The 22889-nt window shown below is 68.6% G+C and carries 21 protein-coding genes; 16 read left to right on the top strand and 5 right to left on the bottom strand.

Annotation, left to right across the window (positions count from 1 at the left end; translation table 11 throughout):
* Positions 1 to 140 precede the first annotated feature (140 nt).
* On the bottom strand, positions 141 to 1235 hold the full coding sequence (locus tag FRCN3DRAFT_RS0233770) for a DUF2637 domain-containing protein (RefSeq protein WP_007513738.1): 1095 nt from the start codon (positions 1233 to 1235) through the stop codon (positions 141 to 143).
* A gap of 254 nt (positions 1236 to 1489) precedes the next feature.
* Positions 1490 to 2452, bottom strand: coding sequence for a hypothetical protein (locus FRCN3DRAFT_RS0233775; RefSeq protein WP_007513736.1), 963 nt, complete (start codon positions 2450 to 2452; stop codon positions 1490 to 1492).
* Between the two features lie 153 nt (positions 2453 to 2605).
* Between FRCN3DRAFT_RS0233775 and FRCN3DRAFT_RS0233780 the strand changes: the two genes are divergently transcribed.
* The gene (locus FRCN3DRAFT_RS0233780) at positions 2606 to 2815 is read left to right on the top strand and encodes a helix-turn-helix transcriptional regulator (protein WP_007513734.1); all 210 of its coding nucleotides are present in this window, start codon (positions 2606 to 2608) and stop codon (positions 2813 to 2815) included.
* A 715-nt stretch (positions 2816 to 3530) separates the two neighbouring features.
* Positions 3531 to 4097, top strand: coding sequence for a GNAT family N-acetyltransferase (locus tag FRCN3DRAFT_RS47515; protein WP_051466465.1), 567 nt, complete (start codon positions 3531 to 3533; stop codon positions 4095 to 4097).
* On the opposite strand, the gene FRCN3DRAFT_RS50135 is transcribed toward FRCN3DRAFT_RS47515, so the two are convergent.
* Positions 4049 to 5596: a helix-turn-helix domain-containing protein gene (locus FRCN3DRAFT_RS50135; RefSeq protein ID WP_007513729.1), complete on the bottom strand. Its 1548-nt coding sequence runs from the start codon at positions 5594 to 5596 to the stop codon at positions 4049 to 4051. The two genes, FRCN3DRAFT_RS47515 and FRCN3DRAFT_RS50135, sit on opposite strands and share 49 nt — an antisense overlap.
* A gap of 292 nt (positions 5597 to 5888) precedes the next feature.
* Between FRCN3DRAFT_RS50135 and FRCN3DRAFT_RS0233795 the strand changes: the two genes are divergently transcribed.
* The 10 genes from FRCN3DRAFT_RS0233795 (at position 5889) to FRCN3DRAFT_RS0233840 (ending at position 13620) form a co-directional block, all read left to right on the top strand.
* Entirely contained in the window at positions 5889 to 6284 is a 396-nt protein-coding gene (locus FRCN3DRAFT_RS0233795; protein ID WP_027141181.1) for a 6-pyruvoyl trahydropterin synthase family protein, read from the top strand.
* The gene (locus FRCN3DRAFT_RS0233800; protein WP_007513725.1) at positions 6281 to 7012 is read left to right on the top strand and encodes a 7-carboxy-7-deazaguanine synthase QueE; all 732 of its coding nucleotides are present in this window, start codon (positions 6281 to 6283) and stop codon (positions 7010 to 7012) included. Before FRCN3DRAFT_RS0233795 ends, FRCN3DRAFT_RS0233800 begins: the two co-directional genes overlap by 4 nt.
* Complete coding sequence (locus FRCN3DRAFT_RS0233805) at positions 7002 to 7499, top strand: phosphoribosyltransferase (protein ID WP_007513724.1); 498 nt, start codon at positions 7002 to 7004, stop codon at positions 7497 to 7499. The genes FRCN3DRAFT_RS0233800 and FRCN3DRAFT_RS0233805 overlap by 11 nt, the downstream gene beginning before the upstream one ends.
* Entirely contained in the window at positions 7496 to 8614 is a 1119-nt protein-coding gene (locus tag FRCN3DRAFT_RS0233810) for a glycosyltransferase family 4 protein (RefSeq protein WP_007513722.1), read from the top strand. Before FRCN3DRAFT_RS0233805 ends, FRCN3DRAFT_RS0233810 begins: the two co-directional genes overlap by 4 nt.
* A 97-nt stretch (positions 8615 to 8711) precedes the next feature.
* Positions 8712 to 9410 carry a PIG-L deacetylase family protein gene (locus FRCN3DRAFT_RS0233815; protein ID WP_007513720.1) on the top strand — a complete coding sequence of 233 codons (699 nt, stop codon included), beginning with the start codon at positions 8712 to 8714 and terminating at the stop codon, positions 9408 to 9410.
* Positions 9410 to 10162, top strand: coding sequence for a WbqC family protein (locus tag FRCN3DRAFT_RS0233820; RefSeq protein ID WP_007513718.1), 753 nt, complete (start codon positions 9410 to 9412; stop codon positions 10160 to 10162). Before FRCN3DRAFT_RS0233815 ends, FRCN3DRAFT_RS0233820 begins: the two co-directional genes overlap by 1 nt.
* Positions 10159 to 10827, top strand: coding sequence for a nucleoside/nucleotide kinase family protein (locus tag FRCN3DRAFT_RS47525; RefSeq protein WP_007513716.1), 669 nt, complete (start codon positions 10159 to 10161; stop codon positions 10825 to 10827). The genes FRCN3DRAFT_RS0233820 and FRCN3DRAFT_RS47525 overlap by 4 nt, the downstream gene beginning before the upstream one ends.
* Entirely contained in the window at positions 10824 to 11870 is a 1047-nt protein-coding gene (locus tag FRCN3DRAFT_RS0233830) for a radical SAM protein (protein ID WP_007513713.1), read from the top strand. Before FRCN3DRAFT_RS47525 ends, FRCN3DRAFT_RS0233830 begins: the two co-directional genes overlap by 4 nt.
* A gap of 26 nt (positions 11871 to 11896) precedes the next feature.
* Complete coding sequence (locus FRCN3DRAFT_RS0233835) at positions 11897 to 12958, top strand: DegT/DnrJ/EryC1/StrS family aminotransferase (protein ID WP_051467373.1); 1062 nt, start codon at positions 11897 to 11899, stop codon at positions 12956 to 12958.
* Complete coding sequence (locus FRCN3DRAFT_RS0233840; protein WP_007513710.1) at positions 12952 to 13620, top strand: 3'-5' exonuclease; 669 nt, start codon at positions 12952 to 12954, stop codon at positions 13618 to 13620. Before FRCN3DRAFT_RS0233835 ends, FRCN3DRAFT_RS0233840 begins: the two co-directional genes overlap by 7 nt.
* Here the strand turns inward: FRCN3DRAFT_RS0233840 and FRCN3DRAFT_RS0233845 are convergent.
* Positions 13617 to 14117, bottom strand: coding sequence for an NUDIX domain-containing protein (locus FRCN3DRAFT_RS0233845; RefSeq protein ID WP_035930693.1), 501 nt, complete (start codon positions 14115 to 14117; stop codon positions 13617 to 13619). The two genes, FRCN3DRAFT_RS0233840 and FRCN3DRAFT_RS0233845, sit on opposite strands and share 4 nt — an antisense overlap.
* 162 nt (positions 14118 to 14279) lie before the next feature.
* Here FRCN3DRAFT_RS0233845 and FRCN3DRAFT_RS0233850 point away from each other — a divergent pair, with 162 nt between their 5' ends.
* Together FRCN3DRAFT_RS0233850 and FRCN3DRAFT_RS0233855 are read left to right on the top strand one after the other, a co-directional pair.
* Positions 14280 to 15116, top strand: coding sequence for a hypothetical protein (locus FRCN3DRAFT_RS0233850; protein WP_007513706.1), 837 nt, complete (start codon positions 14280 to 14282; stop codon positions 15114 to 15116).
* On the top strand, positions 15076 to 16362 hold the full coding sequence (locus FRCN3DRAFT_RS0233855; protein ID WP_007513704.1) for a PEP/pyruvate-binding domain-containing protein: 1287 nt from the start codon (positions 15076 to 15078) through the stop codon (positions 16360 to 16362). The genes FRCN3DRAFT_RS0233850 and FRCN3DRAFT_RS0233855 overlap by 41 nt, the downstream gene beginning before the upstream one ends.
* Before the next feature lie 231 nt (positions 16363 to 16593).
* Here FRCN3DRAFT_RS0233855 and FRCN3DRAFT_RS52175 read toward each other — a convergent pair whose 3' ends face one another.
* Positions 16594 to 20118: a tetratricopeptide repeat protein gene (locus tag FRCN3DRAFT_RS52175; protein WP_198536071.1), complete on the bottom strand. Its 3525-nt coding sequence runs from the start codon at positions 20116 to 20118 to the stop codon at positions 16594 to 16596.
* Between the two features lie 613 nt (positions 20119 to 20731).
* Here FRCN3DRAFT_RS52175 and FRCN3DRAFT_RS56775 point away from each other — a divergent pair.
* Entirely contained in the window at positions 20732 to 21022 is a 291-nt protein-coding gene (locus tag FRCN3DRAFT_RS56775) for a helix-turn-helix transcriptional regulator (RefSeq protein ID WP_007513700.1), read from the top strand.
* On the top strand, positions 21019 to 22647 hold the full coding sequence (locus FRCN3DRAFT_RS0233870) for a site-specific integrase (RefSeq protein WP_007513698.1): 1629 nt from the start codon (positions 21019 to 21021) through the stop codon (positions 22645 to 22647). Before FRCN3DRAFT_RS56775 ends, FRCN3DRAFT_RS0233870 begins: the two co-directional genes overlap by 4 nt.
* Positions 22648 to 22889: the final 242 nt, after the last annotated feature.

Genomic DNA, 22889 nt, shown 5'->3' on the forward strand with positions numbered 1-22889 from the left:
CGGGTCCTGTCGCGCCACGGGGAAGCGGCGAGCGGCCGGCCCAGGGCAGCGCGTCAGCCGGCGCGCGCTACCACCAGCCCGGCGCCGGTCGTCGCCGCGTCGTCCTGCGCGTTGCCCGCGGCGCTGCCGGCGGTGTTGTCTCAGGCAGCCGCAGGTCGGGCGGTGGCCTGGCGGCGCCATTCGGACAGGTAGCGGCGGGCGGTACCCGCATGGAGGTTGACGACGGGCGCGAGGTCGCGGGCGAGGGCATAGTCGCTGCGCGGGTCGTCGGGGCCGACGTCGTACAGGAGGACGGCGGCCAGGCGGGCGCGTTTGCTGCCACGCCGAGCCGTGCGCAGAGCCCGGGTAAGCACAGCCGGCGGGATCCGCTCCGGCGCCGCGACGCACTCGATGGCGCCGTCTGGCCAGACCACGTCGCGCTCGCCCAGCCGCTGCGCCGTGCTGGTCTCGGCTCGTGACGCCGGTTCTGGGCGCGACGGATCGGAGGCGGTCGAGCGGCCAGCACCATCGGCGGCCACGGCGTTCGGCTCCGGACACTGACAACCGACGAAACAGACTCGGTCGTCTACACCACGCCCCTCGGCACCGCCGGGGCTGTCGTGCCCGCTGGGGCCAGCTGGGTGCACGCGGGTGAGCGTGGAGCGCGGGGCGCCATCCGGGCCGGGCCGACCGGAGTCGGCAGTGCCTGCCGGCCGACGACGGGCTCCGCGGATCTGGCTCACGAGCATTTCATAGGAACCGATCAACGCGGCCGACGGCCACGCGGCAATCACCCGGGCGGCAATGTCTGGCTGGGCGTGCATCACGTTCGCCGCGACGCTCGCGGCCGAAGCCAGGGCGAGCAGCGCGTAGGGCAGTGGCGAGCGGCGGCGGCCGGCGCGGCTGTCGGCGAGCAGGGTCAGACTCGCCGCGACGATCAGCCCATCGACCGAGATCGGCACAATCGCCGCCGTCACCCGATCCTCACCATGCTCCCGGGCAACGCCAGCCATGTGCATGTAGGACACCGCGCCAGCGATCAACGCGACGGTCACGACAGCGACGACCGTCGCCAATCGGGTCCACAGCTCCCCACTCCCCCACCGCGACCCATGCCGCCCGCTCGCGGTCGGGATGACGGCTACGTCGCGCGGCCCGGCTGTCGGGACGGCGGCGGTGTCGGTCGTCGTGGCCGTCGGAGTGGCTGCGGCGGGTCGCGCCTGGCTGGCGGTGGGCTGGACAGCGAGAGCGGTCATGGCGACCTACCAGGGGTGTAGGGGTTCCTACTAGGCAGTGCGAATCTGCGGGCCGGTTCCGGAAGCTCGCGTCGGAGCCGAGGGCGAAGGTCCCGGCCGAGGCCCCACAGCGCACTGCCATCGCCGACGTCACCGTGGATGTCATCCCGAGCTACATCGCGCCAAGTTGGGTCATCGCCGGGGCCACCCGCACAGGCATCGCCGATCCCGCCGGAGTGCGCGGCGCCCGGGGTCCGGGGTCCGATGGCCTCGGATCAGGCCGCGCGGGTACGGGCCCGGCGCAGAAGGCTGCTGATGGTGAGGGCGCGGTCGGCAGTCTGGGTCGCAAGCCACGCCAGAACGTGCTCGTCCTGCGGGCCCAGCGGCACGCCGTCGAGCGCCGCGTGCAGCCGGTCGGCGAGATCGTCGACGGTGAGGCCGACCAGCTCGCGGCTGACCGGGCCAGATGGGCCGGTCGGGGCCACGCGCGCGAAGGGCACCAGGTCACCGTGTGGCCCGGAGCCTTCGGTCGGCAGCGGGATGGGCACGAAGACGAGCGTCATCTCGACATCGCCCAGAGCCTCGACAAAGCGAGCGGCCGCGGGGACCTGACGCAGCGTCGCGACCACGCCGGCCACGTCGTCATCCGGCTCGACCGTCACCTCGAACCGACCCTCCGCGGTCAGCCGCACCCGGCCCGCACCGGCCACGGGTCCCAGGCCGGCATCGGCAGCCACAGCCGGCGCCCCCACGTCAACCGCCAAGGACAGCGCCGCTGCCGGGCGGGCGTCGAGCGCGCAGATCTCGGTCACGACGGTCGTGAACCGCTCGGCGAACGTCTCGCCGCCAGCCCGAGCGGTCGGCACGTGCGACAGGTCCGGGACGAGCAGCAACGCCTCGGGATGACGCGCGATCTCGTCGACAGCGAGCTGCAACCCGGGCCGGGCGCTCTCGGCGGCGTCGGACGGACGGTCGACGTACACCTCGACCAGCTCCAGGCCTGCGCGCGCCGCGTAAGCGGTCAGCCGCCCGTGCAGGCCGTTGACGAGGTCCTCGTCGTCCGAGACACACACATAGCCAACCGCCAGCCGTCGCTGGGCCGCCGGCGAGGCCGGGCGCGTCGCGTTGGCCAGCGTCACCGGTTCGGCCGGCACCGTCAGGGCCGACAGCGCGCTGGGTTCGACGGCCGCCGCCGCCGGGACGGGGACGGGCAGGGGGCGTGGCACTGACTCGGCCATCGCTTCCTCCAAAGCACGGGACCACGGGTGGCGGGCGGTACGCCCAGGGCCGGTTGGCTCGAGGCCACGAACTCCGCGCGGTCCATCCGCGCGGCCATGTCCGATCACTTGTCATTCTGACTTGGCTAGTTGACTTGGATAAGAGTAGCTGACGTGAGCGCAGCGACCAACCGGCCAGAGGTCGTGACGATCACCGGCGTCGCCGAGCTCCTCGGCGTCTCCCGCCAGTGGGCAGACGTCCTGTCCCGCGGCAAGGACTTCCCCGACCCCCTGCCCATGGGCGCTGGGAGCGAACGCACCCGGGTCTGGCTCGCCGCCGACATCACCGCCTACAAGGCCAGACGCGACCAGCAGCCGACGTAGCCGCCCGCAGCCGTCACCGGCCCACGTCCAGCGCCGTACTCTGCGCGACGCCGCCGATCTACGCTGCGAGCCGTGCCACCATCCCCGGACTCGGACCGGCTGCCGTCGCTCGTCGTCCTGCGCGGTCCGTCCTGCAGCGGTAAGACGACGACCGCGCTCGCCGTCCGCCAGGCGGTCGGCCGTGGGGTGGCGGTCGTGCAGCAGGACGTCATCCGTCGGGAGCTGCTCCGCGAGCGGGACGTGCCCGGCGCGCTGAACATCGACCTGATCGCCATGATCGTGGCGCGGTGTCTGGCCGGGGGCTACGACGTCATCCTCGAAGGCATCCTCGACGCCACCCGCTATGGCACCGCAGTGAAGTCGCTCATCGCGGCGCACCCCGGTCCGGCCCACGTCTACTACTTCAGCCTCCCGTTCGAGGAGACGCTCCGCCGGCAGCGGCGAAGCCCAACGCCGACGGCTACGGGAAGCGCGAGCTGGCCGAGTGGTACGTCCTCGACGACCTGCTCGGCGTTCCCGGCGAGCAGATCCTCAGCCCGGCCGAGTCCCAGGTGGAGATCGTGGCCCGCATCGTCGCCGAGGCCTTACCGCCACGGATCCGACCAGGTGCCGAACCGATGCCGTCAGCCTGAACGGTGGACGCGACGCTCAGCGAGTTGTCGGATAGGAGGACATGGGTCCTGTCGACGGCGTTGCCGGGTCTGGGGTTGGTGACATGTCCACGGTTGCGGAGCTCCAGCGTTCTGGACCCGAGACGGCCCAGGCCCGCATCGATGATCTTCTCGCTGTGTACGCCGATGCCTATGGCGCGGAGGTCGGCGATCGGAAAGTGACCGCGTTCGCGGACCGGCTCGCGCGGGCAGTGCGACGCCCGGGCTTCGAGGTCGCGTTCGCGTCGGTCGGCGACGCCGGGCTGGTCGGTTTCGTGTTCGGCTATCCACTGCCGGCCGGTGACACGCACTGGTGGGCGGGGCTACGTCCCGAGCCCGCCGCCGGGTTCGCGGTCGAGACCGGATCGCGGACGTTCGTGCTCGCGGAGATCGAGGTGCGCCGCGCGTTTCAGGGCAGCGGCGTGGGCCGCCAGCTGCACGACCTGCTGCTGACCGGGCGCCCGGAGGAACGGGCGACATTGGCGGTGAATCCGACGGCCGACCGGTCGCACGCGATCTACCGAAGCTGGGGCTGGGAGCTGGCCGGGCAGGTTCCGGGCAGCTCGGGCGACTACTTCGACGCCTACGACCTGTTCGTGATCTCGCTGGGCAGCCTGGCAGGGCGACGGTAGAGGCGGAGCTGTTCGTCGAGGTCCCGGACGGCCGCGGTGCGCTTCCAGGGCTCGAGGGCCCGGCGCAGGTGGACGATGCGGTCGTTGATGCGCCCGCTGCTGTGGGCCACGGTCGCCTTCGCGATCTCGGCGATGTGCGGGCAGGCTGCGGGGCCGTCGCCGTGGCGGATGACTGCCTCGGCCTGCATCGTCTGGGTCATGACCCGGTTGTGCAGGTTGGCCGGGTCGATGAGGGGCAGCGAGCGGCTGGCGGCGTCGAGGGCGGCGGCGGGCCGGCCGAGCAGGAGGCTCGCCTCGGCCTCGGTGCCCAGGCGGAACGACTCGTCGAAGAAGTACCAGCGATCGGCGGCCGGATCGTCGTCGCCGATCATCGCGGTAGCGGCGTGCTCCAGGGCGAGCGCCTCGTCGCAGCCGCTGTGCTGGTCGTCGTCCTGGGCATAGGCCCGAGCGGCGACATCGGCGGCGTACGCCACCGCCCGGGGGTTGCTGGTGCGTCGAGCCCAGGTCTGCGCGGCGACGGCGTGGTCGATACCGACACGAGGCTGACCGGTCCAGGTCGCGAGGTGGCTCATCGTGCACAGGACGTAGGTGACCAGGTCGGTGTCCTGGGCCGCGTGCGCGACGGCCCTGGCCTCGTCGTAGTAGTGGCTCGCCGTGCGGTAGTCACCGAGGTTGAACGTCAGCCACCCGGCCAGCTGGGTCAGCTCCGCGTAGGCGGACCGTGCCCGGCGAGCCTGCGCGGCCGCAGGCAGGCCGCGCAAGATCGTGGCGAGCATGTCGCGCTCGGCCATGACGCACTGGAGAGCGACCGCCGGCCCGAGTACGTCGCCATGCCGCCGGCAGTCCGCGATGACGGCCTCCGCCCGGTCAAGGGTGGCCGCGTCGAGCCGGCCCGGGTCGTCGAGCACCCGCGCGAGCCGCTGCTGGTCGTCGGTGATGCGTTCGAACACCGGCGCCGCCGCGGCGAGCGCGAACGCACCGCTGAGCTGGAACAGCAGCGCCCGGCGGTCGACGTCCGCGCTTAGCCGCTCTCCCCACATGGTCACCGCCTGCGCGAGTTCGGTGAGGTCCGTGTACGCGAGCGTGTGGGACGACCACATCAGCCCGGCTAGTTCGGACTCTACGTCGACCGGCGTCCCGCTGATCGACACGTCGACGGCCGGCCGGAAATCGCCCAGGTCGGCGAGCAAATCGCCGACGGCGCACTGGTAGAGGCGGGCCAGGTTGGCGAGGACGCCGAGGCTCGGTTCGTGGCCTGTGGTGGCTGGCCACGTCTCCCAGTAGGAGATGTGTTTCAGCGTTTTCGGGTCGTCGGGCCAGCACGCGGTCCAGCGGTCCGCGACTTCCCGTTGGCTCCAGCCGCGGGCCAGCCGCATCGCCACCCTGGCGTTGATGCGGTAGCGAGAGCGGAACACCTCCGCGATCTCGTGCCATGTCCTCCCGTCCGCCCGCATCCGGGCGGACAGCTCCGCGCGCTCCTGGCGCTGGCTATGCGACATGGGCGGCATCCCGTCTTCCAGTGCCCCCTAGCTTCTCCCAGCATCGCGGATCGCGGCGACTCACTCACTACCCGTGGGCAATGTTCCCGGTCTGAGAGGGATCTTTCCGCGCCGCAGTTCCCCGTCCGAGTGGATGGCCGCGACGCCGGACCGCGAGCGATCGTGATCGGGCAGACGCGGGCCGTGCAGGCGGCCCGCTGCGGCTCTTCACTGGAGGTGCACGGTGCGCACTCCCACGACGGGCGACAGACACGATCCGCGCCCACAGACGGAAACCGCCACAAGACCCGAGGTGACCCCGCCGGCCGGCCACTTTCGGGTCGGGAAACGTTTCAGCTTCGACGCCTCCCACCAGCTGCCCGGCCTGCTGGACGGGCACAAGTGCGCTCGGTTACACGGTCACACCTACACGGTGGAGATCGTGGTGGCGGCCGACATGCTGACCGATCCGGGATTCGTCACCGACTTCGGTGACCTGGCACCGTTGCGGGCCTACCTCGACGACGAATTCGACCACCGACACCTCAACGAAGTCCTGGCCGCGCCGCCGACCGCCGAGAACCTGGCCGCCCACCTGGCCAGGTGGTGCCACGTTCACCTGGAGCCGTTGATCCCGGGCCAGGTTGTCGCGGTCCGGGTCAGCGAGACGCCCACGAGCTGGGCGATCTGGGAAGCGGACCCGCGATGACCGCCTCGGTGTCGCTGCTGGCCGCCGACGCGGAGACGACCCGGACGCTGCAGATCGTCGAGATGTTCGGGCCGACCTTCCAGGGGGAGGGACCGCACGCCGGTCAGCTCGCGCTGTTCGTACGGCTCGCCCAGTGCAACCTGTCCTGCCGCTGGTGCGACAGCCGCTTCAGCTGGGACTGGACACGTTTCGACCCACGTACCGAAACCCGACGGCTGCCCGTTGCGGAGATCGCGGACTGGGTGCTTGGTCAACCGGCACCCCTGGTGGTCATCACGGGCGGAGAACCGCTGCTGCAGCAACAGGCGCTAGTACCGCTGGCCGAGGCGCTGACGAGCGCTGGTCGGCGGGTCGAGGTGGAGACGAACGGGACGATCGCCCCGACCGCCGAGTTGGCCGGCGCGATCAGCGCGTTCATGGTGTCCCCGAAACTCGCCCACGCGGGTGGGCGGACCGCTCGCCGGCTCGATCCGGCCGCGTTGCACGCGTTCGCGGCCAGCGGGAAGGCCGCGTTCAAGTTCGTCGTCACCGGGCCGGACGACCTCGACGAGGTGGCCGCCGTGGTCGACCGGTTCGCGCTCGCTCCGGTGTGGGTCATGCCAGAAGCCACGAGCAGCGCCCAGCTCATCACCGCGCTGCGGGAGCTCGCCGATGCGGCGCTGATCCGTGGCTGGAATCTGTCCACCCGACTGCATGTGCTCCTGTGGGAGGACACCCGTGGACGTTGACCGTCTGACCTGGACCGAGGTCGCCGGGATCGCGGCGACGCTGGCCGACGCTGTGGCAGCCGACGGGATTCCCGACGTGATCATTGGCATCGCGCGCGGCGGGCTGGTGCCCGCGGTGCTGCTCGCTCATCTCCTGGGCCTTCGGGACGTGCGGGCGCTGGAGATCGCGCACACCGAGTCGGACGCGGTGAACGCCGCGAAGATCGACCTGCCGGTGCTCAGGAATTCCATGTCCCTTGGCCACCTGGCTGGCGGCAACGCGCTCGTCGTCGACGACATCGCCGGTAGCGGTGACACTCTCGTCGCCGCGCGGGAGCAGGTCGTTCTCGGCGGCGCCGCGTCGGTCCGCACCGCCGTGTGCCTGCTGAACCTGGCCAACTGGCCGGCCTGCCGGGAGGTTGCTGGCGACCGTGCCGGCGAGCAGGAACCTACGTACGTCGGCCGGCGAACCTCGCGGTGGGTGGTCTTTCCCTGGGAGCGGTCATGACGGTCGTCGTGTTCTGCCTGCTGACCTACCGGCCGGACCATCCGTCGGGCATCGAACGGAGCATCGCGGCGCTGGCCGCCGGGCTGCGCGGCCTTGGCCACACGGTCGCGATCATCGCCGCGGGGCCGGCAGAGCCCACCGACGCCGTCGAGTCGGGCCTCGTCCGGCTGACGTCGGTGCGGCTGCCCCGGCCGGCGCGGAACGACGACGTCCTCGCCGCGCTCGCCGACCCACGACCGGTCGTGTCCGAGATGTCTGAAGTGCTGCGGCGACTGCGTGCCGATGTCGTGTGCTGGGGCGCACCGGTCTGGGGCTTGGGCTACCTGAACCCGGCGCCTCCTGGCGTGCGGACGGCGTTGATGGTGCACAACAGGATCCGGGCGAGTTCCACCGAGACGTGGTCGGCGGCGCTGGCCGCCGCCGACGCGGTGCTGCCGGCCAGCCCGTACCTCGTCACGGCCGCGGCGCAGGACGGCTGGGACACCAGCGCCTGGACGGTGGTCCCGAACGCGGTTCTCGTCCGTCCTCGGCCTCCGGACTATGACCAGCGGGAACAGCTTCGCCGGTCGGGTCCGCTGCGGCTGGTGTCACGAGCCGTTCCGGTCAAGGGCCAGGCACGACTCCTCGCGGCGATGCCGACGGCTTGGCGCCGCCAGGTTCAGGTGGTTCTCGCCGAGGCCGATTTCGAATTCGAGCAGGGCGAGCAGTCAGCCGCACTCGCCGCGTGCCGCGAGCAGGCCGCGCGGCGCCCCGAGCTGATCCAGATCCGGCCGGCGCTGTCCTGGCGGGACGTCCCGCCGTTCTTCGCGGGCGCGGCCGCCACCGTCATCTCGTCGCTCGAACCGGAGACGTTCAGCCACACGGCCGCCGAGGCGCTGTCCGCTGGAACTCCCGTGATCGCCTTCGATCACGGCTATGTGCCCTCTCTCGCCGGCCCGGCAGGGCGCGCCGTGCCCCTGGAGGCTGGCTTCCCGGCGATCTGGCAGGCGTTGGACGACCTGCTCGCCAGTCACGACGACTACCACGCCGCCAGCCAGGCAGCGCCCGCCCGGATCGACCCGCACACATCCGAAAAGGCGGCCGAGATCTTCCTCGCCGCGACAGTCTCCCGCTGATCTGTCCGACGTACCCCGCCGCCCGGTTTCCGGCACCGCCTACGGACCTGTCCGTACGGCCCCGTCCATTCCCTTCCACGGACAAGAGGAGGGTCCCATGTTTGGGCTCCATTCCGGCGAACGTGCGCTCGTCGTGGGCACGCATCCTGATGACGAGACCGTCGGCATGGCCGGCACGATCGCCGCCATGACGGCCTGTGGCATTCACGTCGACGTGCTCGCCGTGACGTGCACGACCGCTCCTATGTACGGCGGCCACTCCGAGGTGCGCACCCGCCTGGATGAATTCCACGAAGCCTGCGACGTCCTCGGAGTGGGACAACGGCGGGTCGCCTGGTTAGACGACGAACGCGCGGCAAGCCCGGAGGCGTTCTTCCCCGATCTGGTGGCGCTCATCGAGTCGGGCGAGCAGGTGTCCCTCGGCGCGTCCCGCCCGGCCGCGCTGTTCCTGCCCGCCGGCGGCCACCACCAGGACCATCGCGCCGTGCACTTGGCCGGCCTGGCGGCGGTCCGCCCGGGCTTCCGGGACGGCCGGCCGCTGCCTCGCATGGTTCTCGGCTACGACGGCCCGGAGGATCGGGCGTGGTTGGCCGGGCCGATGCCACGGCCGGCGATCGTCGACATCACACCCATGGTCGAAACCAAGGCCAAGGCGCTCAGCTGCTACGGCAGCCAGCTGCGAGCGAATCCGCACCCGCGCAGCGTCGAGAAGATCCAGGCGCAGGACTGCGCCGCCGGCGCCGAGCTAGGCACCCAGGCCGCCGAGCGGTTCGCCGTCTACCGGATGGCGTTCTGATGAGCGAAGCGACCCGCGTGGGCGGCCACGTACTTGTCGCGCACCAGCCCGGCTACCTGCCGTGGCCGGGCTACTTCTCCCGCCTTCTGGACGTCGACCGATTCCTCTTCCTCGACCACGTCCAGTTCAGCTCCGGAAGCTGGCAGCAGCGCAACTACATCGCCGGCCACGACGGCCACCCCCGTCTGGTCACCGTCCCTGTCCGCCGTCCGCATCACCAGCCCATCACCGACGTCCGCATCAACGGCGATGAATGGCGCCAGCGCCACTGGAGCATCCTGCGCGAGGCGTACCGACGAACCCGGTTCTGGCCGAGCTGGGAACCGCGCCTGGCCGCTATCTACGACTATCCCTGGCAGCGGCTCGCCGCGTTGAACGAGGCTCTCCTACGGCTTCTGCTGGACGGATTCGGCCTGCGCGTCGAGATCCTGCGGTCCAGCGACTTGCTCCCCACTGGGCGCCGGACCGACATGTTGATCGACCTGTGCCGGATCACCGGCGCCCAGGCGTTACGGGTCGGTACCGGGGCGACCGGCTACCTCGACGCCGACCGCCTCGCCACCGCGGGTGTGAACGTTGAAATAGCCGGTTACAGCCACCCGCCCTACGACCAGGGACGCCCCGGCTTCACCAGCGGGCTGTCTGCCCTGGATCTCCTGTTGCACCTCGGGCCTGCGGCCAGAGACGTCCTGGCCGTCGGCGCCACGACCGGCCCCTGGGTACCCGCCACGATGACAGGAAGTGCCCGATGACAGGCGCCTTGCCCTGGATAACCCTCGAAGGGGTCAATGGCGTGGGGAAGAGCTACCTGGCTCGCCGCGCCGCCACGGAGCTCGGTGACCGGTGTGTTCCGCTCGTCGAGCTCTCCGACAGCCATCCCGGTCTGCTTCCGGGCCGGATCATCGACGCCCTGCTTGCCGGGGGCGACCCGTTCCTGCGTACCGGCTGTCCGCAAACCGAGACGCTGCTGCTGGCCGCCCTCCAGGTCCACCGGTACGAGACCACCACCGTCCGCGCGGGCCAGGTCGTCCTGGAGGACCGCGGCCCGCACAGCGTCGCCGTGTACCAGGCGGCTGTCCTCGGAGGCGACGCCGCGAGCGACGACGAGACGTTCACCGAGGCTCAGGGGCTTCTTGACCTGATGGCGCGGTGGCGACCGCTGCCTGGCCGGACGATCCTGGTCCTCGACGATCCGGCCAGCTGCCGGCGGCGCTTCGAGGAACGGCTGGGCCGGCCGGCTCTCCCCGGCGAGATCGGTCTCATGGAGCGCGTCACCCGGCTCTACGGCCGATTCGCCGCCGCGCTGCCTCACCGGTTCGAGGTGCTCGACCGCCGCCGTCTCGACGCCAATGCCTGCGCCGACTCGATCGTCGCGGTCTGCCGACAGGCAGCCGGCGTGTCCAGGTGGCCACGGTGACGCCGCGCGGCGCGGCGGCGGTGACGCTGCTCTGGGCACTGCGCAGCCCGTGTCCGCTGTCGTGCCGGTACTGCTACTTCGGCACCATCGAGGAGCACAGGCAGACGCCCGTCACCGGTCCGGGCACGCTCTCGCACCTGTCCCGCACCGACCTCACCGCCGCCGAGGTCCTCGCGTTCGCCCGAACGGTGGCCGGGTCCGCGGTGAGACGGGTGTTCCTCGCCGGCGGCGAGCCACTCGTCTGGCCGCCCGTCTTCCAAGTGATCGAGACCCTCAAGCGCGCCGACGTGCAGGTGGTCGTGTGCACCAACGGCCTTCCGCTGAACCGGCCGGACATCGTCTCCACGTTGCTCGATCTCGACGTGGATGCCGTATCGGTCTCCGTGGACTCCGCAGATCCCGCTCATCACGACGCCTGGCGTCCGTCGCGCAACGGCAAGGACGGCTGGCGGCAGGTGGTCACCGGAATCAGGTCCCTCGTCGCCGCACGCGCCGCCGGCGCCTCGCCCCGCGTCGGCGTGTACATGGTCGTCACCCGGCAGAACGTCACTGCCATGGCCGAGACCGCGCGGCTGGCCGCGGACCTCAGCTGTGACTACTTCGTCCCGCAGCCCATAGCGCTCGACCAAAGCCACCAGCTCCATCACCAGCTGTCCCTCACCGTCGCGGACCTCCCCGACCTCCGGGGACAGTTCGCGGCGCTCGCCGAGGCCGGGCTGCCGCTGAGAATGCCCACCGCTGCATATCCCGAGCAGGTCGCCTCGTCGGTCCGCGAGCCGGTCGGCGTCGCCTATGGCTGCTTTGGCGGGTCGTCCCTCTTCTTCGTCGAGCCTGACGGGTCGGTCTGGGACTGCCCGTCGTCCCTGCGCATCGCGGCCACCCCCACCATTCGGCATCGCACCATCCGCGGCGCCAACGCCACCGAGGTCTTCGCGGGCACCGACGACTGCAACGACTGCCCGCTGTTCTCGGTCGACTGCGTGAACATGTGGCCGCTCCTGGATTTCGACCGGTTCCTGACGCCGATCGGGAGCCAGCCGTGAACGTGGCCCGCGAGACGCTGTCGCCCATGGCCTTGCTGGCGCAGGTCGTCGCCTCCATGCCGGATCCGACCAGCCGCGAGCAAGCGGCGTTACTCGAAGCCGAGCTGGCCACCGCCCACAACGTCGCTCACGCGATCACGGTCTCGTCCGGAACGGCGGCGCTGCACACCGCGCTCGTCGCCTGCGGCATCGGCCCCGGCGACGAGGTCCTCCTTCCCGCAGCCACTGTGATCATGACCGTGGCCGCGGTCGTCCAGGCAGGCGCGCGGCCGGTGTTCGTCGACGCCGGCCCCGACGGCGGACTGCTCGACCTGGCCGACGCCGCCCCGAAGATCACGGCCAGGACGCGGGCTGTCGTCCCGGTCCATCTCGCCGGCCGCTGCGGAGACCTCGACGCGCTCACCGATCTGGCTGTCCGCGCCGGCCTGGACGTCATCGAAGACGCCTGCCAGGCACACGGCAGCCGTTACCGAGGACGCCTGCTCGGCACCGTCGGCACGGTCGGCTGCTTCTCCCTCAAGGACGGCAAGCTCGTGTCCTGCGGTGAAGGCGGCTACCTCGTCACCGACAACCCGGACCTCGCCGCCCGCGCCGCCGCCTTCCGCACCCACTGGCAGACGCCGGCGCCGGGCCAGCCCGCGCTGTCCCGCCTCGGCACCAACTACCGGCTCGCGGAGCCCCTCGCCGCCCTCGCCCGCTGCAGCCTCGCCCGCCTCGACGACACGCTCACCCATCGCCAGCAGGTCGCCAGACACCTGGTCGAGCTGGTCGGCGACCTGCCCGGTCTGGCCCACATCCCGGCCACGGCCGATGAACAGCCGAACGGCTACTGTGCCCTGTGGCGAATCTTGCTGCCCGACCCACGCGGACTGTGCCGCCGCCTCGCCGACGTCGGCATCGTCAACAGCGTCGGTACGTTCGGGCTCCGCGCCGCCCACCTGCACCCCGCCTGCCAAGAGCTCCATCCCGCGCCCTGTCCGCGAGCCGAGCGAGACATCGACACGCTGCTGGCCGTCCTGACACCAGAGGACGACCAGCGGGTCGACCAGATCGCGGCCTTGATCAGGAACGAGGTCCAGGCATGGTGATCCTGGAGGACCCGGATTTCCGGGACCACACCTTCGTGGTCATCGACTTCGAGGCACTCACCCCGAAAGGCCGCCCCGCAGAACCCGTCGAAGTCGCGGCCGTCGCCGGGTCGTTCCGTGGCGGGCAGTGGGCCGAGTCGGGACGGTTCAGCTCCCTGATCCGGCCGCCCGACGACGTTCCAGTTACCCCGTTCGACATCGCCCAGACCGGCCTGAACGCCACGGTACTTCGCGCCCAGCGGCCAGCCGCGCTGGTCATGGCGTCCCTCGACGCTCGGCTGACCGCACCGCCCTATCGGCTGGTTGCCCATCATGCCCCCACCGAAGCCGGGCTCATCGCCGGCCAGCGCGAGCACTGCCCGACGCTCGCGGCCACCTCGCTGCTGTGCACCGTCCGGCTCGCGCGCGCCGCCTACCCCGATCTTCCTTCCCACAGCCTGAACGCGGTGCTCCACCATCTCCGCATCCCGCTCCCCGCCGACCGGCACCGCGCCCTGCCGGACGTCGAACTCACGGTGCAGGTGTTCGCACGCGTTCTCGCTGACGGCGCCGCTGCCGGCCGCTGGTGCAGCCTGCGCGACCTCGACCAGGTCGCCGGCATTCCGCCCAAATCGGCAAGACAAGAGCCAGCGAATGCCCCCGCCCAGCCGACCCTGTTCTAGACCGAACCACCCGCCGCGGCCCGCGCCGCTATCTCGTCGATCCCGGCGAACAACTCCTTGGCCTGCAAGCGCGAATCCTCAGCCACGTCCGCCCCCTCAGCCAACTCCCCCGCGCTGAACCACCGCACCCGGGTCTCTGGCGGCGCAACCTCACCAGCGAACAGGCCCACGAACACGTGGTCGACATGAACGTGCCGCTCGACTGTGTGGTTGTCCGGACTCGCCGCCATCTCCACGATCCACCACGGCGCGACAACAGGCTCATGCGGAAACCCGTCAGGCAGCGGCGTCGTCGGACCGCCGAGCAGCCACACCCGGCAACCCACCTCCTCGGCAACCTCGCGCACGGCGGCCTCCGCCGCGCTCTCGGCCGGCTCCACGTGCCCACCGGGCGGAATCCAGCCGGCGAAGCGCCGATGCCACACCATCGCGACCCGCCAGACCTCGTCCTCCGACCGCCGGAAGACGAAAACCGTCGCCGTCGCCTCCTTGATCACCGCTGTTCTCCCGCCCGTCCCGAACGCCGCCGACAGCCCGTGCTCGAACGCCACGAGCCTCCCATGTCGGACGCGACATTCCCGTCGCGACACCACCCGTGGACCACCAGGCATGGCCGTTGACACGCCCCGCCGCCCAGCCATGACCCCAGAGAGGTAAGCATGGAGCCCGTCTGGAACGGGATGCTGACCTGCGACTACGAACGCACCCGCCCTCAAGCCACCCCGTTCGAATGGGATCTCTACACCCGATCCCTGACTCGATGGCCGCTGATCCTCATGAACGACCCGGAATCCTATGGCCGGCTGCGCCGGTCCGGGATCGTCGACATCCCCGAACTGGTCCACCACACCATCACCGGCCGCTGGCACGCGCGCCTTCGCAACCTGGACTACGTCGCCGACCTGATTTCCCGGACAGTGGCCGACCGGCGGGCCGTCGCCCTCGTCCTCGACGCGTGCGACGCCGCCAGACGAGAAAACGACCTGGCCGGCCTCACCGCAGCTCTGGCAACGGCGACCACGGCATTCCTGCGCGTCAACGCGACCCACGTCGTCAACTGGCTGCTCCCAGAAGACCGATGGGAACGACTCCTCATCGACCTACTCGGCTCGCGGGAGAGCGCGCTCACCTGCCTGTCAGCACTCCAACTGCCCACCGAACCGGGCCACATCCTCGCCACGGCGACAGCCGAAACCGACGTTCTCGCCCGGCGCGCGTCCGCCGCCGCCCGACGCGAAGCCTGGACGGCCGCGGCCCTCGTCGCCGCGGCCGGCAACGACCCGACGCTCACCGAGGTCCGCGCCCTGGCGGCGGTGCTCGGCTGGGCCGCCGACAGCGAAGAACGCCGCAAAGAACTCCGCGAACGCCTCCTGGCCACCGCTCGAGCCTGGTGCGAGGTCACCAACGCCAACCCCGACCGGATCACCATTGAGGATCTGCTGGGAGAAGACCACCATGGCCCGCACCAAGACGATCAACCTTCGGGACGCGTCTGACCCCGCCCAGCACGGTGGGAAGGCAGCGGCGCTTGCCGCCCTGATCCGCCGCGGACTGCCCGTACCGGACGGACTCGTCCTGTCCGCCGATCTCACCGACGGCCAGGTCGCCGAGGCGGCCACCGAGGTTCTCCGCTGGGCGACGTCGACAAACACTTTCCACGGCCTCGTCGCCCGATCCAGCGCACCCGCGGAAGACGGAGCGCAAGCGTCGTTCGCCGGTCTCTACGCCTCCCGCTTCTCCCCGGCCAGCTCTGAGGCGCTCCGCGACGCCATCCGGGACGTCCGCGCAACGGCGGCCACGCCCGCCATCCGCGCCTACGCCGCTCTCCGGAACATCACGACACCGCCGGGCGTCGCAGTACTCGTCCAGCGCGCTATCCGGCCCTACGCCAGCGGCGTCCTCGCCGCCGAAATCGACCAGGGAACCATCCGCCGATGGACCCTCGAAGCCGTCCACGGCCTCGCGATCCCCGTCGTCAGCGGCACCCAGCGCGGCGAATGTCACTACAGCGACAGCAAGACCCCGTCCGCCGGCGCTCAAACAGAGATCATCCTGCCAGGCACCGCGACCGAACTGAGCCAGCCACCCGGCGAATGGATCACCCTCCCAGGCCTCGACAACCGCCCCGGGCAGCGCACCAAGATCCGAACCTCCGACGCCGGGCTGCTCCATCTCTACCCACCCGACGCTGACCAGCGCCGCCCGATCCTCATCGCAGCGCTACGCGATCAGCTTGTCGAGACCGCAGCGATCGTCGCGGCCGTCCTCCACCACACGAGCATCGACATCGAATGGGCCGTGACTCCAGACCGCGCCGTCCACATCCTCCAGGCCCGTCCCCTCACCAGCCCGATCCCCGAAGCGCCCAAGCTGACGCATAGCGCCGGCACAATCTGGCGGGGCCTCCCCGCAGCACCAGGACGCGGCACAGGACCCGCCCATCACCTCACCACCGGGGCCTCACCAGCGATCGGCCCGGGAAGCGACCAGGTCGTCATCCTCTGCGACAACCTCGACACGAATGCACTCGACGCCTTGCTGTGCAACCCGGCCGGGATCGCCGCGACCCGCGGCGGCCCGCTGTCCCACGCCGCCATCGTCGCCCGCGAACTCGGCATCCCCTGCACCACCGCCCTACCCGACGACCTCCTCACCATCCGAGCGAGAACCCCCATCACGATCGACGGAACAATCGGCACCGCGGAGATCATCAAGAGCATCGAAAGATCACCCCAACAGTGACGCAGAAACCGCAGCGTTCCACGTGCAGCAACATCGAGCGACCCCGAGACCAGCGCCCAACCCACTGTTACCCGCCGCCGGGCCTAGGCGCGGCTCTTCGGCACCTCCATTTCTTGAGATGATCACACAACCCGATACCGGGAGTAGAGGAATATTCGTTCGTCGCTGCCAGGAGCAGAACCTGATTTCCTTGAGTTCTCGATACGCCAAGACAGGCTCGGACGACGCCCTCTACAGCGGACTTCTCCAATCCGCAAGACCAAAGGCCAGCGTGACGCCGCCGCTCTTCTCGATCACTTCCCGAAACCGCGGCTTGGGCCCAAATATTTCGTCACGTCGCATCGGACTATTCAGGAAGAAGTCAAAACCGTACAGCACTGCGATTCGTCCAGCCGTACGCGCACGCTCGATCCACCGCATATCCGGCACGTTATCTGCAATAGCTAGGAGCATGCCGTCTTCGTCGCGAAGACAAAATCGCCCGCCTTCGACGAACGCCGAAACTCCGGTGCTCTCTGGGATAGCCGAGACGTCGCCAAGCACCCGTCGGAAGCCAGCTGAGGCGAGCCGATAGACTTTGAGCTCAACGGGTTGGAGCTTAGGATCTAGCGTGACGAGCACTGGTTGACGAGGCTCTAGGATGGCAATCGGAAAAATTGACGACGATGATGAATCGCCCCGAAGTATATCTGAATTCGCGATCAGCTGAATCCAGAGAGTGGTCGCGCTTGAGTTCTCAAGGTAGTAACCGTAGGATTTAGGATCTTCAAAGAGCTCCCACACCGGTGATCTGCGCGGAATTTTTGCGACGATCTCCGATATTCTGGCCTGCTCACGGTCGTGATAGTCCTTCAGGAGAAGCGTTCGAACCTTCTTCTCGAAACCAAAAAATACCCTCTCCCACCTGACGGCTGTTTCTTCCTCATCGGCAAAAGATCTGTCTGAAATCAGCTTCAGCTTCTCAATCGCGCCTGCAAAATCGGCACGGGTGGCGCGCTCCACGGCGCGCAGGAATTCGAGCTGCACAAGTTCATGTCCAGCAGGTTTGAGAACCTCGTCGGATCCGCATTTTTCAAGGAGGCGGCCGAGGAATGGGGCGGCCGACTCGTCGGCGAACAGCCAGTTTAGCGTCGCGGTGAAACCGGCGTTGTGAATCAACATCCGGATCGAGAAATGATGGAGAGAGTTGGGAACTACGTGGCGGGAAAAAGCATCGAGTTCCGCCATTGCCGCATCCCATTTTCGCTGCGCAGCGAGGGCCTCGATGAGTAGTCGCCGTATTTCCATCACAGGGGCGACACGCGAGCTCTCCGGCCTAACCAAGAGCGCTCGTGCCGACTTTTCAGCCTCGGCCGGCCGACCGCTCTGTATCAGCCGGTTAATCGCCGATATCGCGAGTGCTATCTCAGCGACCGGCGTCGTCGGCAGACCTTCCACGAGCCGGCCATAGAGCCCATGAACGGACCGGATCTCGGGCTCGTTTGGAGTAAGCTCCAGCTGTATGTTAAGAAGCGCGTAGGCCTGCGCGGCAAGATCGGCAGCCAGCATCGAATTCTCTAAGACTAGACCCTCGACGTACGCATACACCTCACCACCGAGCTGCTCCGACAAGATGGCCGCCGTGGCAGACGTCTGCTCGGCGGCGTGAACTGTAGCAAGCGTGATTCGGGTCTGGGTTGTAAGCAGTCCACGCGGGCCCTCAATTTCATTGAGCCATCGTAGTTCAAGTTCCAATAGATCGACTGCGTCGTGGCTCCTGCCCGTCGAGAAATAGAAGCCCGCGAGGTTCCCTAAGAGAGCAGCCGTCCCTCCGTTACGAACGTTCAGACGGCGAATATTGGAGACCAACTCCGATGCGTGCTGTGCGACCTGCCACGTCCACTCGGACTCGTCGTGGTCCATTCCGGCCCCCAGCCACCTCGTCGTGTGAAAAGCAGCTCGTGTCAGCGGAGCGTCTGGGGATATCGTCGCCTCGAACTCCCGGCGGAGGACGGTCTGCAAAACGGTATTCAATGAAACCGTCTCATTTTGCAGAGAGTCAAAATTGAAGGCCGACGGCAATGGCTCCGATCGGTGCACAAACGAGATATTGACGAGCTCTCGAAGGGTTTCACGTACCAACCCGTCGGATTCGTCGAGGACAGCCGGTCCGATCAAATCTTGCGGAACCTCCAACGGAGATATACACGCAGAAGCCATCGCCAGGTGCAAGGGAATTCCGACGGCGCCGAAGAAACTCATGTAGCCGAGAACTTCCACGGCGACGGCCGAAGCCACTCGATTCACCTTCGCGCCTTGCCTAAGTCTCTCTAGGCTCGTACGTATTGCAGATACGAGGGTGCGGGGATACCCCTGAGGCACTGAGAGATGGTCATCCATCGCGCGATCTTTGATCAGATCACGGTACTCGGTTATACGGTCTGGCGGAAGCCCACAGGAGACTATGTAACCACTCGCGAGCTCGATTGCCAGCGGCCACGCGTCGAGCGTCTCGACCAGCGAGAGAAGCGAGTTCTGATGTCTCTCTGTTTCCGTGCCATCGAGCCGGAGTCGGCGGACAAGAAGGTTGAGAGCTTCCTCGGAGTTCATCCTCTCAACGAGAATCCTGGTCTGTGCGTATGACCATCCTGCCGATGCTGTCGACGTCACAATGACGTCGCCTCTGCCGAACCTCGGTAGCCACGCCTTTACAGAGTCAGGTATGACATCGTCAAAAACAATTAGCCATCGGCCTGATATCCGCTGAAGGAGTGCATGCACCTTTTCCCGGAGGTAGTCGAGGCCTCGGGATGTTGCCGATTCTCCCTCGCTTTGAGTGCCAAGGTGGCTAAGTACACGAGTAAATGAGGCCGCCAGAGCGTCACTTGTTGTTCCATCGACCCATAGAATCTGATCATACAGGTGAGAGTGTTCGGCGATGTAGGCGACTGCGAGACTAGACTTTCCGATCCCGGATAGTCCGGTGATCGCGCATAACACCGTTCCGACGCGCGACTCTGTCGACGTTTCGAATGTCGCCGCCACCTGCCCGACAAGTGTGGATCTTGGAATGTCGGGGATAGGTGGAACTGGCCCCGTAATCACGCCCCAGTCTTGGCGCCCGAGCGCAGCGCTGAGACTCTCATTGCTGATATTTAGATCGGCCAAGAACTCCGTAATGGTCCACACCGACAATTTAGGATCGGCGGCGCGCTGAAGGGTCTTGGCGACGAGGTGGTTGAGCACGAGGCCGCTGGATCCCTCTCCACTCCCTCGCCGCTCCCTGGCACGCCAATTGCGTATCCCATCACGTAGGTCAGCGCGAGTTTGATCGTCTTCCCGAGAGTCAAACTCAATACTCGCAGACACAAGGCGAACAAGCTCGGCTGGCGAGAGGCTTTGAAGCTGCTTCAGTGCCTTTGGAGACCCCGAGAGCAGTCCCGAAACTCCATAATGAAGGTCGCCGGGATGTTTCGCGCTTGCAAGAACGCGGGCTAGGTCCTTGCAGTTCTTGTCCGGAATTGCCTGAGTTATCAACTGGTAACGCTCAGCCTCTTGGGACGTTACGAGCCGCACGAGTATTGCAAAAGCTTCAGGAGCTCGGATTATCTTACCAAGCCCGGCGCTCTTGACCTGCGCGGCAAAAATGCACTGTCCGGAATTATCGATAAGATCGAAGTCAACGATGTCGGTGTTGGCAAGTTGAGGGCTCACTGGACCTTCAACCCGGCAAGCGTGGACGTCTCCCTGTTGTATTGCAGCCAGAAACGCTTCCACGGTACGGAGGTACTGATATTGGAAGCCTCCTGCGGCACCCCGACCGCCACCAAGTCGCGCCATCGCCTTGTCCGCCTCCGGCAGGAAACTCCTCAGCTAAGTGAGCGACATCATATCGCCTCGCGCTTGCGCACCGGCCTGCTTCGCGGGCAATCGAATCCGCGCTTGGGATCGCATCGGCGCACCTCTGCGCGTTCGCGACAGGAGGACTCGTCCCGGGGGCCGCGTGGCCCCTGCCGTGGAAGTGCGAACGGGGGTCCTCGGAGCCTCCGCTGTACCTGGGCCGACATGGACGTGGGTTATTGCACTGTCTGACCGGGTGGCCTACGGGCAGACGCCAAGGCGGTCCCCACCACCCCCGCCCTGCAGGCTCGGACATGATCTCGCAGCGTTCGAGAACCCCCACCGAGGCGCGGCCGGACCTTCTCGCTGCGGCTCGTCTTGGGTGCTAGCAAACTGCGACCGCCGACAGCGCGTCAGGTCGCGATGTTCGGGAAAATGCTGCCGCGGGTGTCGCGGAGGCCGTCATCGATGCTCATCCTGCGGCAGTGGGTGATCGCGATGTCATCCGCGATGTCGGTCGGGACGCTCACGGCCCGGACCGTACGTTCCTGTGAGCGCAATCCGGCACAGCGTCGGCGGCGGCGGGCGTCGACCGAAGCAGCCCATCCAAACGATCTCGCAGACCTCCCGGACCGATCAACGGATCCTGCTGACCCTCGACCAGGTCCTCGTCGAGCTCGGCGGACCCGACGGACCGCTGCCGCGCTCGACCTGGCATGACTGGCAGGCCAAGGGCACGGGTCCGAAGGTCATCAAGCTCCCCAACGGCCAGATCCGGATCGGCCGCGACGACCTGAACGCCTGGCTCGACGGCCGCACGCGCGACCCGTCCACCCCATGACCACCGACTCGGCAGCGGCGCACTCTTCTCCGGGCGGTGAAGAGCGGAAGACGACGTTCGACGTCCGGGTCTGGGCCGTCCACGAGCTGAAGGGGAAGAACCGGTCCACCTGGCAGGTCCGCTGGAAGGTGGCCGGACGGCCGAAGCCGAACACTCACACCTTCCCTTCCAGAAGGGCGGCCGAGTCACGCCGTGCCGAGATCCTCACGGCGGTCAAGAAGGGCGAGGCGTTCGACGTCGAGACCGGCCTACCGGTCCGTGAGGCACTCGCGCAGATCGCGGCCGCGGCGCCGCCGCCGGCGGCCCGCACCTGGCTCGTCGTTGCTCGGAGCTTCGCGGACGCCAAGTGGGACGAGGGTCAGGCTCCGGGGTCGCGCCGATCGGTGGCCCAGGCGCTTGGCGCCGTGACACCCGCGCTGTTCGACCAGCAGCCGCCAGCGAGACTCGCCGAACTCGTGCGTGAGGCGCTGGTCGGCTGGACCTTCAACACCGGCGCCCGCACCGCCCTGGGCCCCGACGGGCACCGGGCCGAGAACCCACCGCCGCCCACCTGGGCGGAGGTCCTCGACTGGATGGAACGGCACAGCCGACCTGTCGGCGACCTCGCCAATCCCGACATCAGCCACGCCGCCCTGGCCGCGCTGAGCCGGCGCATCGACGGCCGGCCGGCTGCCGCGAACACCGTCATCCGTCGTCGCCAGGTCTTCAGCATGACCTGCCAGTACGCCGTCGCTCGCGGTGATCTCGACGCCGACCCGCTCGCGACAACCAGCTGGAAACCACCCAAGAACGTCGACGTCGTCGACCGCCGCGCCGTCGTGAACCACCGCCAGGCGACCGCGCTCCTCGCCGCCGTCGACGAGATCGCCCCCGACCTCACCGCGTTCTTCGCCGGCTTCTACTACCAGGCATTCCGCCCCGGCGAGAATCAGGAACTGCGCGCCGGCCAGGTCACGCTGCCCGACTCCGGGTGGGGCGAGGCACTGCTCGCCGGAAACAACCCGGAGATCTCACCCCGCTGGTCCGACAACCCCGACGGCGGCCGTCAGGCCCGCCCACTGAAGCATCGAGCCGACGGCGAGACCAGGCCCGTGCCGCTCAACCCGCGGTACGTCGCCTTGGTACGCCGCCACATCGACCGGTTCGGAGTCGCGCCCGATGGCCGCGTGTTCCGCACATCCCAGGACGGCCCGATCAAGGCGGCACGGTACCGCGTTGTCTGGGCCAAGGCACGCCAGAAGGCCCTCACCCCGGCCGAGTTCGCCTCCCCGCTCGCACGCCGCCCCTACGACCTTCGCCACGCCGCCGTGTCGACCTGGCTCAACTCCGGAGTTCCACCGACCCTGGTCGCCGAATGGGCCGGCCACTCGGTCCGCGTGCTCCTGACGGTCTACGCCAAGTGCATCGTCGGCCAGGACGAGATCGCCATGCGGCGAATCGACACGGCCCTCGCCGCCGACGACGCCGGAGCACCCTCCCCCGGCGCCCCGGCCGAGCCCGATCCCACCCACGGCTCATCCACTCCTCATCCACAGCCGCCCGGAGACGGCCGGGCTGAGCCGGACATCACCGGACACCGGCCATCAGCCGACCCCGAACTCGACCTCGGCGATTCATGGTTCTGACCAGCCAAAACGCCTGGCAGCCAGGCCGGACAGCCACACCACAAGATCGCAAGGAGCCGAACCGCGCCGACCTCATCGAAGCGCTACACAATCTTCGAGGGCACGTCCGAGATCCAGCGTCTCGTCATCGCCCGTGCCATCTCCGGCGTGCACATTCGCTGAGAACCCTCAGGTCGGAGGAGCCGCAGAGCCTCGGCCGGATATCGGCCGGGGCGGCAGTCCCCTCTGGCTGACTCTCACCG

The organism is Pseudofrankia saprophytica, from assembly GCF_000235425.2.
GTDB lineage: Bacteria > Actinomycetota > Actinomycetes > Frankiales > Frankiaceae > Pseudofrankia > Pseudofrankia saprophytica.